11 protein-coding genes and 1 tRNA gene are annotated in these 14,041 nt (G+C 63.5%); 5 read left to right on the top strand and 7 right to left on the bottom strand.

Annotated features, from left to right (window positions below):
* Positions 1–102 precede the first annotated feature (102 nt).
* Entirely contained in the window at positions 103–1,206 is a 1,104-nt protein-coding gene (locus tag ACCO56_RS01430; protein WP_433636921.1) for a helix-turn-helix transcriptional regulator, read from the top strand.
* Between the two features lie 8 nt (positions 1,207–1,214).
* Here the strand turns inward: ACCO56_RS01430 and ACCO56_RS01435 are convergent, their stop codons facing one another.
* The 3 genes from ACCO56_RS01435 to ACCO56_RS01445 form a co-directional block, all read right to left on the bottom strand.
* Complete coding sequence (locus ACCO56_RS01435; RefSeq protein WP_433638291.1) at positions 1,215–2,279, bottom strand: glycosyltransferase; 1,065 nt, start codon at positions 2,277–2,279, stop codon at positions 1,215–1,217.
* Between the two features lie 356 nt (positions 2,280–2,635).
* Positions 2,636–2,711 (bottom strand) — tRNA-Thr (locus ACCO56_RS01440).
* Between the two features lie 116 nt (positions 2,712–2,827).
* Entirely contained in the window at positions 2,828–3,778 is a 951-nt protein-coding gene (locus tag ACCO56_RS01445) for an NAD(P)H-dependent flavin oxidoreductase (protein ID WP_433636922.1), read from the bottom strand.
* A gap of 274 nt (positions 3,779–4,052) precedes the next feature.
* Between ACCO56_RS01445 and ACCO56_RS01450 the strand changes: the two genes are divergently transcribed.
* Positions 4,053–5,243, top strand: a complete 1,191-nt coding sequence (locus ACCO56_RS01450) for a hypothetical protein (protein ID WP_433638292.1) — start codon at positions 4,053–4,055, stop codon at positions 5,241–5,243.
* A 15-nt stretch (positions 5,244–5,258) separates the two neighbouring features.
* On the opposite strand, the gene ACCO56_RS01455 is transcribed toward ACCO56_RS01450, so the two are convergent.
* Positions 5,259–6,860, bottom strand: a complete 1,602-nt coding sequence (locus ACCO56_RS01455; RefSeq protein WP_433636924.1) for a cisplatin damage response ATP-dependent DNA ligase — start codon at positions 6,858–6,860, stop codon at positions 5,259–5,261.
* 10 nt (positions 6,861–6,870) lie between these two features.
* On the bottom strand, positions 6,871–7,881 hold the full coding sequence (locus ACCO56_RS01460) for a ligase-associated DNA damage response exonuclease (protein ID WP_433636927.1): 1,011 nt from the start codon (positions 7,879–7,881) through the stop codon (positions 6,871–6,873).
* 96 nt (positions 7,882–7,977) lie between these two features.
* On the opposite strand from ACCO56_RS01460, the gene ACCO56_RS01465 reads away from it, so the two are divergent.
* The 3 genes from ACCO56_RS01465 to pdeM are packed head-to-tail and all read left to right on the top strand — an operon-like array spanning position 7,978 to position 12,164.
* Entirely contained in the window at positions 7,978–8,886 is a 909-nt protein-coding gene (locus ACCO56_RS01465; protein ID WP_433636929.1) for a methyltransferase domain-containing protein, read from the top strand.
* Positions 8,887–8,943: 57 nt separating this feature from the next.
* Positions 8,944–11,469, top strand: coding sequence for a ligase-associated DNA damage response DEXH box helicase (locus tag ACCO56_RS01470; RefSeq protein WP_433636931.1), 2,526 nt, complete (start codon positions 8,944–8,946; stop codon positions 11,467–11,469).
* Positions 11,466–12,164, top strand: a complete 699-nt coding sequence (pdeM, locus tag ACCO56_RS01475; RefSeq protein WP_433636933.1) for a ligase-associated DNA damage response endonuclease PdeM — start codon at positions 11,466–11,468, stop codon at positions 12,162–12,164. Before ACCO56_RS01470 ends, pdeM begins: the two co-directional genes overlap by 4 nt.
* 106 nt (positions 12,165–12,270) lie before the next feature.
* Here the strand turns inward: pdeM and ACCO56_RS01480 are convergent, their stop codons facing one another.
* Entirely contained in the window at positions 12,271–13,074 is an 804-nt protein-coding gene (locus ACCO56_RS01480) for a TIGR02186 family protein (RefSeq protein WP_433636935.1), read from the bottom strand.
* 3 nt (positions 13,075–13,077) lie between these two features.
* Positions 13,078–14,001: a sulfite exporter TauE/SafE family protein gene (locus tag ACCO56_RS01485; RefSeq protein ID WP_433636937.1), complete on the bottom strand. Its 924-nt coding sequence runs from the start codon at positions 13,999–14,001 to the stop codon at positions 13,078–13,080.
* Positions 14,002–14,041: the final 40 nt, after the last annotated feature.

The raw sequence follows: 14,041 nt of genomic DNA on the forward strand, positions 1-14,041 counted from the left end.
ATATATTGCTCGCGGGAAGGGAGATTTCCGAAGGCAGGCAACCAGCGCGCCCGTGGGTAAGCAAGGCGGGCACGTTTGCTTTCGATACAGGGATCGGGTGGGGTGTCGGCAAGCGAATTTGAGGCGCTTCAGAAGCTGCTCGATCGAGCCGTGCTCGACGGGGAGCGCTGGCGGGAGGCCGGCGACCGGCTCGCCGATTATCTCGGCGGGGCGGGAACGATTTTCCTGCCGGAAGAGATCGAGGACCAGGGTCCCTGGCTCGTTCATTCCGCGTCGCTGTCGGAACTGGTCGCGGCGATCTTCGAGGGCGAATGGCATCTGAGAAGCTACCGCCGGCATGCCATCCCCATCATCAAACAGCGGGGTTACGCCACGGACCTCGATATTGCCGACGACGAAACGATACGGCGCGAACCCTTCTATCAGGAACTGCTGGTCCCGCGTGGGTTCGGTTATTTCGTGGGCTTGAACATCCAGGTCGGGCATCAGGCCTGGATCGCGTCGGTTGAACGCGAGCTCGGCGCGCCGGTGCCCGACCGCCAGTTATTCGATCGGGTCCAGCGGATATTGCCTTCCTTGACCGCATCGGCGCGCGCGTCCTTCGCGCTCGGTCGCAAGCGCCTCGAGAGCTGGGGCGACCTTCTGGCCGACCAGGGCCGGGGGCTCTTCCTCGTCGACTTCCGCGGAAGGGTGATCGACAGGAATGCGGCATCGGAGCTTTTTCTCGGGGATGGCCTGGCTTTGAACGACCGGCGGATCTGTCTGCCTGATCCCCATGCCGACCAGGCCTTCAAACAACTGCTCGCATCTGCCTGCGCGGTCGTGCCCGATGGGCATCTTCCATCGCCTGTCTTCTGGCGCGACGGCAATTGCACGCAACTCGTTGCGGATGTTGTGCGGCTGAAGCCCAACCTCCGCTTCTTCTACAGCCAGGAGGCAGCGATCGTCGTCATCCGTGCGGTCGGCAGCAGCAGGCTCGAATTGCCTGAGCTGCTCAAGCGCCGGGCTCGGCTGACCGAGGCGGAAATCAGGCTGGCCGTCGCCCTGTTCGAAGGTCATTCGCTCACCGAATATGCGGCTGCCGTCGGCAACACAATCGGCACGGTGCGCCAGCAATTGAAGGCAATCTTCAAGAAGACGAAGACCAGCCGGCAAGGCGAGCTGCTGACCTGGATGCGCAAACTGCAGGCTTCCAGCGGCGCCTGACGCATTTCCTATCCCATTACGCGACGTATCGCTTTGGAAAGTTGTGCGAGGAATGCCGGCCGCGTCGATGCGACGAGCTTCCATGACAGTACGGACTTGGCCATTCGCCGCGGCAGAACACCGACTGACAGGAACCAGGCGGCAAGAACCGCGCGCCGTCGCAGGGTTGCTTTCATTTCCAAGCTGGCCTTGGCGCCTGCGGCCGCCAGGGCCAGCTTGGAATCGTCTCTTACGGGGTGATGCTTGCGATCGGTGCAAAGGGAGGCAAGCCGTTCTTCCAGATGAACCGGATCGTGGAGCATCGCATCCCGGGGCACTATCAGGCCGATCTCGGACGCCTGGTCCGCCAGGGCATCCATGCGGTGGAAATCATGTCGCACCCTCCAGCGTGCCCGTTCGGCGAGGCGCTCCCCGAAAACCGAATGATTCACGCCGTGAATGCGATAGGCGCCGAGGCATTCGTCGATAGAGCGGACATGGCCGTACAGCGGCGCCAATGTCGCGAGATAGCCGTCGGCTCCTTGCCGGAAATCCGGTTCGGGGATCGGCATGATCGTGTCCAGCGTCGATCGATCGAAAGCCAACCCGCTCGTCACCGTGGTCTGGTAACGTCCCTTGTGTAGGAGTTTCGGCACGACATCACCGCTGTCGAAGGGGAGTTCCGGCGGAGGAAAGACGTCCTTGATGCGTTGCACTTCGTCTACGATGTGCAGCCTGAACTGGACCTGGGCTGTCGCCTCATCCCATGCGTCCACAATTGTGGAGACGGCGCCGGGATAGAGATAGTCGTCGGCATCCAGGAAGAGGACGATCTCACCCGAGCTTGCCTCGAGGCCGGTGTTGAACGCCGCTGCATGCCCTCCATTCTTCTCCCGCAGTTTCGCGGTGATGCTGTCGCCATACGATTTTATGATGTCGGATGAATGGTCTCTGGACGCATCGTCGACGACGATGATTTCAACATCGGGGTAATCCTGTTCCAGCGAACTGTCGATGCTGCGCTGCAGGAAACGCGCGTAATTGTAGTTCGGTATGATGATGGACACCGGAATCCGGCCGGGCTCTGGATGCATCGCATGGACCTCGCGATTGGCTTCGGTCCGGGCCAAGCTAGGGTCATCGAGGACATCCAGCAACCCGCGGCGCTCCGGAGTTCTTGTTCAATCGCCTTGTTCTCGGGGTGCAGGCAGGTATCTCGCTCGACGGCAGGTTGCGGTTGTCTACGGCCCGATGCGTCCAGATAATTGTCGCTGTTCGAGAAGCTCCATTCTCGATTTCTCCATAGCCAAGAGCAAGGATTGTCAGGGATAGAGGCACGCCGGCGCGGAACGCGCGGGAGGTCAAATGCCAGGCTTCACCGAAGATCTAAAGCGGAACCAGGCGCACAGCGCTATCCGGCTATATTTCGTTATAAATTTTGAGATGAGACTGGTGCCGCTTGCGTGACTCGAACACGCGACCCCATCATTACGAATGATGTGCTCTACCAACTGAGCTAAAGCGGCATCCCGACGCCTTGTGGCGCGAATGTGGTGCGGGTGATAGCTTCATTGTCGGCGGATTTCAAGCCGCCTCGCAAGCGATTTGCGAGGCTTGTCGAAGAAACCTTCGCCGAACGGCGTCACGCGGCGGCAAGCAAAGCGCGGGCTGCCCGGTATTCTGCTTCGAGCCTGTCGACGAGCACGGCCGCCGGCACCACTTCGGTGACTGCCCCGATCCCCTGTCCGCAGCCCCAGATGTGTTTCCACGCCTTGGCTTCGGAAAAATTCATCTTGCTCGGATCCGACACCGGCAGCTTGTCGGGATCCAGCCCTTGGGCAACGATCGAGCCGCGGAGATAGTTGCCGTGCACGCCCGTGAAGAGGTTGGAGTAGACGATGTCGGCGGCCTTCGAATCGACGATCATCTGCTTGTATTCGTCGGCCGCGCGCGCTTCGGCCGTGGCTATGAAGGGCGAGCCGATATAGGCCATGTCGGCGCCCATCGCCTGGGCCGCCAGGATCGCGCCGCCATTGGCGATCGCGCCGGACAGGAGGAGCGGTCCACCGAACCATTGGCGGATCTCCTGGACCAGCGCGAAGGGAGAGAGCGTGCCGGCATGCCCGCCGGCGCCCGCCGCGACCGCGATCAGCCCGTCCGCGCCCTTCTCGATGGCCTTGCGGGCGTGGCGGTCGTGGATAACGTCATGCAACACGATCCCGCCATAGGAATGGACGGCCTGGTTGACCTCTTCGACGGCCCCGAGCGAGGAAATGACGACCGGGACCTTGTATTTCACGCACAAGCCGAGATCCTGCTCGAGGCGCGGATTGGATTTGTGGACGATCTGGTTGACGGCGAACGGCGCGGCCGGCCGGCCGGGATTGGCTTCATCATGCCGGCGCAATTCTTCCGTGATCTCGGCGAGCCATTCGTCGAGTTGGGCTTGAGGTCGTGCATTGAGTGCGGGGAAGGAACCGACGACCCCTGCCTTGCATTGCGCCAGAACGAGCGGGGGATGCGAGATGATGAAGAGAGGCGATCCCACGACCGGTAGGCGAAGATTCCGTTTGAGGATATCGGGCAGGGCCATGGGTTCTCCGAAATTGACGTTTGCGTAAACGTCATCGTTTCTAGCAGATCGCCATGGAGCCGCAATGGCGACCGACACCTCGCGGATTCGACCTTTCCTGGATGCGAGGGCATAGTGGCGTCGGCGAATCCGTTGATCGGGCTTGCTGCAAAGGTTAGAGAGATTCCGGACATCCGCTCCGGTAATGCCACGGCCAACCGGATGGAACGAGTGGGAAGCCTGCTGTCGATCGGAGCGATCCGACCCGGAAAACCGTGAGGAACGCTGCTTGGACGTGATCGAAACCGCGATCCGGAATGCTTTCGAAAAGGGCGATGCCACGGATCGCGCATTCCGTGAGAAGGTCTACCGGTCGGCATTCGCCGCGCTCGATCGTGCCCTGAAGGCCAATCCGAACGTCACCGTCGAGGCGGCGATCAACCGTCGCAAGAACCTGCAGGCCAGGATCGCCGAGATCGAAACCGAGTTCATTCCCGCCGTGTCGGACGCGGCGCCGGAAATTGAGGTGGCACCCGATGTGCCAGCCGCTAGCCAAGCACCGGCGAGCGTCGAGATCGACCGCCCCGATCACCGTGACCGGCCTGTGACAGCGACCACACCCGAGGTCACGATCGAACGAGGGCAGCGTGCCGGTCGGCAGGAGCCAGTGATGGGTGCGCACCCGGTGTCGCCACCGGTGGCCCCGGAGGTTGGCGACGACATCCGAGCAGAGCCGCGCCTTCCCTCTGGAAATGCTTCCGGGAACGGCAAGCGGCCGGCGGCCGCCGAGGCCGAATTGTCGGCGCAGCCGGAAAGAGTGGTCGAGCCCGAACGCCGCCGGCGCTATCCGGCCATCTTCATCGCCGTGACGTTGCTGTCGCTCGCCGCGATCGGAGGCTGGTGGGGATACAACACCGGTCTTTTCAAGTCACCGGCAGAGATCGACACCAGCGTGCCGAACCCGCCGGCCGTGACCGGCGAGGAGGACTTCGATCCGGACGAGGAGCCTATCGGCGAACCCGCCAAGCCGGGCGAGGCGGATGCCCAGCGCGACTGGATCAATGTCTTTTCGCCGGAGGATCCGACACAGGTCAATGCGCCGGGTGACACCAAGGCCGAAGTCATGGAGGACGAATCCGGCAGCTTCATTCGAATCCGCTCGGGACCTGCAGGTTCGGCGATCACTTTCGACGTGGGGCAGGGCGTGCTGGAGCAACTCGCGGGCAAGCGTGTCGTGTTCGACATCGTGGCGCGCGCCGAAGAGGGCAAGGAAACGCAGATCTCGGTGGATTGCAATTTCGGCGAGCTCGGCGGTTGCGGAAGAAAGCGTTATGCGGTCGGCTACGAGCAGGGCGAGTTCCTGTTCGAGATCGAACTGCCGAACAAGAGGCCGGGTGCCGAGGGTTCGATCGCCATCAACTCCGACCTCTCCAATGAGGGCAAGGCCATCGACGTCTATGAGATCAAGGCGTCGGTCGCGCAGTAGGTCTTTTCCTGTCTTTCAGTCCAGCAGGGCCTGCAGCGTCTCGATGCGGTCCGCTTCGTGGGCGGGCTTGTCCCAGCGTAGTCGCGAGATGCGGGGAAATCGCATGGCGACGCCGGATTTGTGACGCTGTGAACGGTTCAGCCCTTCGAAGGCGACTTCCAGCACCAGACCGTTCTGTCGGTCCGCGCGCACGGAACGCACCGGCCCGAAACGCTCGATCGTATTGTCGCGCACATATTTGTCTATCTGCTTCAACTCCTCGTCGGTAAAGCCGAAATAGGCCTTGCCGACGGGGACCAGTTCCGGATTGTCGTCCGGACCGGTCCATACGCCGAAGGTGTAGTCGGAATAATAGCTCGATCGCTTGCCATGGCCGCGCTGCGCATACATGAGCACGGCATCGATCGTGTGCGGGTCCCGCTTCCATTTGAACCAGGGCCCCTTCGGCCTGCCCGCGACATAGGCCGATTGACGATGCTTGATCATGACGCCTTCGATGATCGGATGCGGCGGGGTCCCTCGCATCGCCTCCAATTCTTGCCAGTGGGCGAAGGCGATCATCGGCGAAAGGTCGAAGCGTTCGGGATCGAGTGCAGCGACGAAGGTCTCGAGCCGTGACCGGCGTTCCAGGAAGGGCAGGGCGCGTGTGTCCTCGCCGCCGGCCTGGAGCAGATCGTAGCAGCGCATGAAGGCGGGGTATCGATCGCGTATCTTCGCCGACACGCTCTTGCGATTCAGCCGCTGCTGCAGCTCCGAGAACGTTCCCGTCCAATCCGGCGGCCGTCCGACAAGAAGTTCACCATCCAGAACGCCGTCGAAATCCATCGCTTCCACGAGGTCCGGAAAGGCACCGGAGACGTCGTCGCCGGTGCGCGAATAGAGACGGCGCAGGCCCGCCTCGCAGACGGCCTGGACACGAATACCATCCCATTTCCATTCGGCCGCGTAGTCGGCGGGATCGAGCCTTTCGATGTCGCCATCGCCCACCGCATGGGAAAGCATCACCGGCCGGAACAGTGCTTTCGCCGGTTTTTCCGGTTTGGCTGTCTTCCCCTCCAGCCAGGCGAAGAGGTTTTCATAGGGCGGCGAAAGTCCGTGCCAGAGCTCTTCGATTTCGGTGACATCAACGCTTCCGAAGTCGGCGAGGGCCTGCTTCGCCAGCCTGGCCGACACGCCGATGCGCAAGCCGCCCGTGACCAGCTTGATGATGGCGAAGCGAGCCGAGGCTCCGACGCAGTCGAGCAGATCGGCCAAAACCTTCGGGCCGTCCGAGCGGCTGGCGGCCTGCAGGCGGGCGACCACTTCGCCGAGGGTCGGGACATGGTCGATCGTCGGGCCGGCTTGCGGCTCCGGCCAGACCAGGGACACCGTCTCGGCGAGGTCTCCGACATAATCGTAGGAGTAGCCGAACAGCACGGGGTCCATGCGTTCGACCACCAATGTGCGCAGCATCGCCGGCTTCACGGCCGCGATCGAAAGATCGCCGGTGATCGCTGCCAGGGCCAACCCGCGGTCCGGGTCCGGTACCTCGCGGAAATAATCCTTGAGCAGCGTCAGCTTGCCGTTGCGCGACGGCGTGAGCACCAGCCGGTCGAGAAGTTCGGCAAAGCGGTTCATGGCGGCCCGGTCAATCCCCCTCGTCTTCGTAACCAACGAGATGCAGGGGCCGGGCGGCGATGCCGGCGAGTTCGCACCAGCGCACCAATGCTTCCTCGCGGCCATGCGTTACCCAGACTTCGGATGCCCCGGTTTCCTTGATCGTGTCGGTCAGCTCATCCCAATCGGCATGGTCGGAGATGATGAGCGGCAGTTCGACGCCGCCCTGCCTGGCGCGCTGCCGGATGCGCATCCAGCCCGAGGCAAAGCAGGAAATCGGGTCGGGAAACCGCCGCGACCATCGATCGGCGAAGGCTGCGGGAGGACCGATGACAATGGCGCCGGCAAAATCGTCCTTGGTGGATCTGTCGACGGTCGCCGGCTCGAGCCGGCCGAGTTCCACCCCCTGGCTCCGATAATATGCGCTCAACGTTTCCAGGGCGCCGTGGATGTAGATCGGCCGGTCATAGCCGCAGTCGCGCAGCAGCCGGATCACCCGCTGCGCCTTGCCCAGCGCATAAGCGCCGATGACGTGGGACCGTTCGGGAAACTGGGTGGCGGACCGCAGCACCCGGCCGATCTCCTCCCGGTCCGGCGGATGGCGGAACACCGGCAGCCCAAAGGTCGCCTCGGTGATGAAGACGTCGCAGGGCACGAGTTCGAAGGCGACGCAGGTCGGATCCGGCTGGCGCTTGTAATCGCCAGAAGCGACGATTCGCAGCCCGCCCCGTTCGACGGCGATCTGCGCGGAGCCGAGCACATGGCCGGCCGGATGGAAAGTCACCCTCACGCCGTTCAGATCGAAGGTCTCGCCGAAGGCTGCGGCTTGTGTCGTTCCGGCAAACGGGGTGCCGTAGCGCAGCCCCATAATGTCCAGTGTCTGCTGCGTGGCGAGAACCGAGCCGTGGCCCGAGCGCGCGTGATCGGAATGGCCATGGGTGATCAGTGCGCGGTCCACCGGCTTGATCGGATCGATGAAGAAATCGCCGGGCGGGCAATACAGGCCTTCAGGGCGGGAGCGAAGCAGATCGCGAGCGCGCATGGCCCAAACATAGGCATTTGCTGGAATTGGAAAAGCCCGTTGAATTAGGCTCCTGACACGCTGTATAGGCTCGCGTCCCTACCCGCGAGATCCCAATTGAAACCGCTGCTTCGTTCCTCCGGCGACATCCTGGCCGATCGTCGCGCCGACTATGCCGAAATGCTCTTCGCTTCGGGCGATCACGCCGCCGCGGCGGAGTTGATGATGGGCGCGCTCGAGCTCGCGCCGGGCTGGACGATGGGTTGGTTCCGCCTGGGCGAAATGCACGAAGCGGCAGGTGCGAACCAGCTCGCCGCAGAAGCCTGGTATACGGCGTTGAAGCTGGATCCTCAGGATCGCGCGGGCGCCGCTCTCAAGCTGGAGCTGGTGGGAGCCGCGCCCTTCTCGGCTGCGCCGCCAGGGGCCTTCGTCGAGGCGCTGTTCGACCACTATGCCGGCACTTTCGATCAGTCGCTTGTCGGAAAACTCGGTTATCGTGTGCCGGAACTGTTACGCCAGGCCATCAACGAGCGCGGTGAGAGGCGCTTCGCGAGCGCCGTCGATCTCGGTTGCGGCACGGGTCTGATGGGCGAGAGACTGCGGCCCGTCGTCGAATTCCTCGAAGGTCACGACATTTCGACGGCCATGCTGAAGAAGGCCGAGGCCAAAAGGCTCTACGATCGGTTGATCAAGTCTGACCTTCAGTCGCTGGCGCTGCCGGGGACGAGCGCCGATCTGGTCACGGCGGCCGATGTTTTCATGTATGTCGGAGCGCTTGAGCGTGTTTTCGACAGCGTCGCGGCCGCCTTGAAGCCCGGCGGCTTGTTCGCCTTCTCGGTCGAACGCCACAATGGTGCGGAGGATTTCGTGCTGCGTCCCTCGCGGCGCTACGCCCATTCGCAGGCCTATCTTCTCCGGCTGCTCCAACAGCGGGATCTGACCGTCGCCGCCCTCGGCAGCGCCACCATCCGCATGGATCGGGGGGAGCCGATCGAGGGAATAATGGTGCTCGCCGAAGCTGCCTGACCCGTTACCTATTTCAACGGTTCGATCTTCACGGGCTGGTTGTTCTGGTTTAGTTCTATGAGCGTGAACCGCCCGACCAGGAAAATCGACAGCGACGGCCCTTCCAGCCTTTTGCCGGACCCATTCGTCAGATGGTTCTCGGAACGTGGCTGGTCGCCGCGTGCACACCAGCTCGACCTGCTTGGCCGGGCTCAGGCCGGCAGTTCGGTCCTTCTGATCGCGCCGACGGGCGCCGGCAAGACCCTCGCCGGTTTCCTGCCCGCGTTGACCGATCTCGCAACCCGCCCGAAACGGCGGCCCGGCGAGGCGCGCCGTGGCATCCATACCCTTTATATCTCTCCGCTTAAGGCGCTGGCGGTCGACATCGAGCGTAATCTCGCCACACCGGTCGGAGAGATGGCACTGCCCATCACCATTGAAACGCGCACCGGAGATACGCCTGCCCACAAGCGCCAACGGCAGAAACACGTGCCCCCGGACATTCTTCTCACCACGCCCGAACAGCTTGCTTTGTTGATCGCGTCGCCCGACGCCGAGCGCTTCTTCGCCGATATGCGCTATGTCGTGCTCGATGAGCTCCATTCGCTGGTGACCTCCAAGCGCGGTCACCTTCTGTCGCTCGGGCTGGCGCGGCTGCGGCGCTTCGTCCCGGGGCTGCAGGCGATCGGCTTGTCGGCGACAGTGTCCGAACCCGACGAACTGCGCCGCTGGCTCGTCGGCCAGAACCCGCTGGGCGCCATGGCCGAGCTGATAACCGTCGCCGGCGGCGCCAAGCCCGAAATCAGCATCCTCGATTCCGAGGAGCGCGTGCCCTGGGCCGGTCATTCGGCGCGTTACGCCATTCCCGAGATGTACGACGCCATCAGGAAGCATCGTACCACGCTCCTCTTCGTCAACACGCGCAGCCAGGCCGAGCTTTTGTTCCAGGAACTCTGGCGCGCCAATGACGACAACCTGCCGATCGCCCTCCATCACGGCTCGCTGGAAGCGGGGCAGCGCCGTCGGGTGGAGAAGGCGATGGAAACGAACAGCCTGCGTGCGATCGTCGCCACTTCGACACTCGATCTCGGTATAGACTGGGGCGATGTCGATCTCGTCGTGCATGTCGGTGCCCCCAAGGGCGCAAGCCGGCTGGCCCAGCGCATAGGCCGTGCCAACCATCGCATGGACGAGCCGTCGAAGGCGATCCTCATTCCCGCCAATCGCTTCGAAGTGCTGGAGTGCCAGGCCGCGCTCGACGCCAACTATCTCGGCGCTCAGGACACTCCGCCTTTGGTAACGGGGGCGCTGGACGTGCTCGCCCAACATGTGATGGGCAGCGCCTGCGGAGCGCCATTTTCGGCGGATGAGCTTTATGAGGAGATCCTCGGCGCGGCGCCCTATGCGGCCCTGCCGCGGGAGACCTTCGATCGTGTCGTCGATTTCGTTGCGACAGGCGGCTACGCGTTGAGGGGCTACGAGCGTTATGCCCGTATCCGCCCGACCAAGGACGGTCGCTGGCGTGTCTCCAACCCGCAGTTCGCCCAGCAGTACAGGCTGAACGTCGGCACCATCGTCGAATCCCCCATGCTCAACATCCGCTACGTGCGCAGCGGCCGCGGCGCTGCGTCGCGGGGCGGACCGGTGCTCGGCAAGATCGAGGAATATTTCATCGAAACACTGGCGCCTGGAGACACATTCCTCTTTGCCGGCAAGGTGTTGCGTTTCGAGGGGATCCGCGAGAACGAGTGTTTCGTTTCCAACGCGCCGGGAGGCGACCCGAAGGTGCCGGTCTATGCCGGCGGCAAGTTTCCGCTCACGACCTATCTGGCCGACCAGGTACGCGCCATGCTCGCCGACCCCGGTCGCTGGAGGAAATTGCCCGAACAGGTGGCCGACTGGCTGCGCATCCAGAAGGAGAAGTCGATCCTGCCGAGCCGCGGCGATCTCCTCGTCGAGACCTTTCCGCGCGGCGATCGATTCTATCTCGTGGCCTATCCTTTCGAAGGCCGGCTCGCGCACCAGACGCTGGGCATGCTGCTTACCCGCCGGCTCGACCGGGCCGGTGGCCGGCCGCTCGGCTTCGTCGCGACGGATTATTCCATTGCGGTCTGGGGACTGGACGACATGGGCGCCATGTTCCGGCGCGGGCGTCCGACCTTGGCCAAGCTCTTCGACGAGGACATGTTGGGCGACGACCTCGAGGCCTGGCTTGCCGACAGCTACCTGCTGAAACGCACTTTCAGGAGTTGCGCGGTGATTTCGGGTCTGATCGAGCAGCGCCATCCCGGCCGTGAAAAGACAGGGCGGCAGGTGACCGTTTCCGCCGACCTGATCTACGACGTGCTGCGGACCCACGAGCCCGACCACATTCTCCTCCAGGCCACGCGGGCGGACGCCGCAAGCGGCCTGCTCGATGTCAGGAGGGTTGCGGGCATGCTCTCCCGCGTCGGCGGCCGAATCGTGCATAAGGACCTCGAACACATTTCGCCGCTCGCGGTGCCGATCATGCTGGAGATCGGTAGGGAATCCGTACGCGGCCAAGCCCACGAAACGCTGCTGATGGAGGCGGCGGATCTGGTCGAGGAGGCGTTTGGAGCATGACGGTGGTGGAAAAGGCGGGACGCACCACGCAGATCGCGGGGGAGCAGGCGATCTGCGATCCACGTGGAGGGCTCTATTTCCCGGCTCTCGATCTGCTCGCGGTCTCGGACCTGCATCTGGAGAAAGGCTCGTCTTTCGCCCGGCGCGGCGTTTTCCTGCCGCCTTATGATACGGCGGCGACGCTCGAGATGCTGCACGAGATCATCGATCATTACCGGCCGGCGACAGTGATCAGCCTCGGCGACAGCTTTCATGACCCGGACGGCTCTGGGCGGCTCCCCGAGCCGTTCCGCGATCAGCTTGAAGCCATGGCCGCCGGGCGGGCATGGTTCTGGATTACCGGCAATCACGATCCTGTGGCGCCGCAGGGCTTGCCGGGCGACACGGTCGACGAGATCGCCGTGGGCAATCTCGTCTTCCGGCATGAGCCTTCCGCCGGCACGGCGGAGGGCGAGGTCGCCGGCCATCTCCATCCTTGCGCGCGCATCGTCCAGCGGGGCCGCTCCGTCCGCCGCCGCTGCTTCGCCAGCGACGGCAGGCGCATGATCATGCCTGCTTTCGGCGCATTCACCGGATCGCTCAACGTCCTGGATCGCGCCTATGCCGGGCTTTTCCTTCGGGAGACATTGCGGGCCTACATGATAGGCACCGACAGAATCTACCGCATCGCGGGATCGATGCTGCGCCCGGGGTGAACCCAAGCGGCCGGTGTCTCTCTCCGCCGCAATTTCGCGGGGATGTCCGCCAGGACAGCGAGGGCAACTCGCGACCCATCAAAGGTCAAGCGCCCATGAAATCGGGTTAGTCCTTGCGGAAGATCAGCCGTCCGAGCCAGCCCGTGAGCATGGCCAGCGAAACGGCGAAGATGCCGTAAAGGAACCCGTAGTCGTTCGCCACGCGAAAGATCGACTGCTCGAAGCCAGATTTGACGATGGCAAGCTGTGCCGAGGTTTCCTTGATGAACAAGCCATTGCGGAACAGGAAGGCGCGCGCCTTGTGCGTGCCGACTGGCACGTTTGGGGCCAGCGACACGGTTGCCCGAAAAAGGTTCTGGGACAGGAACTGCACCCCGCCGATACGTTCACTGTAGAGGCCGGTCGATCGCTTGAGCTGACGCAACGCCTTGGCGAATTCCTCGATCGTGGCCGGACTGTCCGACCGGTCGAGCGGCTCCAGGTAGAGATTGTCCGCTCCCAGCGCAAGCTGCCGGTAGCTCTTTGGCTCGGTGATGTCCTGCAACGCCCTTGTCGTGGCCACCGAATAGGAGATGGGGACGTTGACGAAAGTTTCGGATTCCGTGTTGATCCACATGCCGAGTATGCGATCCTTGCGGCGCACGACGACCGGCCGGGCCGGCCCTTCCAGCACCACGATCACGTCGTAGCGCCCCTGCCGGCTGATCAGCGGATCGGCATTGTCGAGCGCTCCGAAGATGGTGAGGTCGGCGCCGGAGAAGTCGGCCGTGATCGCCACACGGTCCATGGATAAGCCGATTTCTATGTTCTCGGGCAGGGCCTCTTGGGCACGAGCTCCGGGCCCAGGGGCAAACAGGAGAACGGTGAGCGCCGTCAGGACCAGGGCCGGGATATCGCATCGCCTGACCATGGTTCAACCGCTTCCCGGCAGGCTCAGGGAATAAAGATTGGCCGGCCGCACGAACAGGTCGAAGGCGAGCCTCAGCGCCACTGCCAATACCAGCAGCGCCAGCAGTGCGCGCAATTGTTCGCCGCGGAGCCGCTGGCCGGCACGGGCCCCGTATTGGGCGCCGGCCACCCCGCCGATCATCAGGATGAAGGCAAGGATGACGTCGACCGTCTGGTTGGCCGTGGCGTGGACGATGGTGGTGAAGGCCGCAACGAAGATGATCTGGAATAGCGACGTGCCGACCACGACATTCGTTGGAACCTTGAGCAGGTAGATCAAGGCAGGGACCATGATGAAGCCGCCACCGACGCCCATGATGGCGGCCAGGAAGCCGATCCCGGCGCCGATGCCGAGCACGGGAATGACGCTCACGAAGAGCTTCGAGGTTCGGAACCGCATCTTGAACGGGAGGCGGTGGATCCAGTTGTGCTGGCCGGATTTCTTGAGGGTGGGCAGCGCGCCGCTGCGTGCGCGCCGCAAGGCGTTGACGCTTTCCACCAGCATCAGCCCGCCGACGATGCCGAGGAAGGCGACGTAGAAGATCGAAATGAAGAGGTCGAGCTGACCGACGCTTCGCAGCAACGCGAAGACGTAGGCGCCAAGGGTCGAGCCGACGAGACCTCCGGCCAGCAGCACCGCGCCGAGCTTGAAGTCGAGCGTGCCGCGCTTGAAATGCGCGAGCGCCCCTGAAAAGGACGACGCGATCACTTGGTTGGCGCCGGTCGCCACGGCTATTGCCGGGGGGATGTTGTAGAAGATCAGCAGCGGGGTGATGAGGAAGCCGCCCCCCACGCCGAACATGCCGGACAGGAATCCCACCGCGGCGCCCATGGCGAGCAGCACGATGATGTTGACCGACATTTCTGCGATCGGGAGATAGATGCCCACCCGTCTGACTCTGTTTTGGCGACCGCCCCGGAAACCCGTT

It is taken from the genome of Mesorhizobium sp. 1B3, assembly GCF_050958605.1.
Lineage (GTDB): Bacteria > Pseudomonadota > Alphaproteobacteria > Rhizobiales > Rhizobiaceae.

Excerpts from the sequence above, each read along its gene's own strand:
- ACCO56_RS01480 (WP_433636935.1), bottom strand. The coding sequence starts at position 13,074 with ATGGTCAGGCGATGCGATATCCCGGCCCTGGTCCTGACGGCGCTCACC.
- pdeM (WP_433636933.1), top strand. The coding sequence starts at position 11,466 with ATGACGGTGGTGGAAAAGGCGGGACGCACCACGCAGATCGCGGGGGAG.
- ACCO56_RS01470 (WP_433636931.1), top strand. The coding sequence starts at position 8,944 with ATGAGCGTGAACCGCCCGACCAGGAAAATCGACAGCGACGGCCCTTCC.
- ACCO56_RS01435 (WP_433638291.1), bottom strand. The coding sequence starts at position 2,279 with ATGCATCCAGAGCCCGGCCGGATTCCGGTGTCCATCATCATACCGAAC.
- ACCO56_RS01445 (WP_433636922.1), bottom strand. The coding sequence starts at position 3,778 with ATGGCCCTGCCCGATATCCTCAAACGGAATCTTCGCCTACCGGTCGTG.
- ACCO56_RS01460 (WP_433636927.1), bottom strand. The coding sequence starts at position 7,881 with ATGCGCGCTCGCGATCTGCTTCGCTCCCGCCCTGAAGGCCTGTATTGC.
- ACCO56_RS01455 (WP_433636924.1), bottom strand. The coding sequence starts at position 6,860 with ATGAACCGCTTTGCCGAACTTCTCGACCGGCTGGTGCTCACGCCGTCG.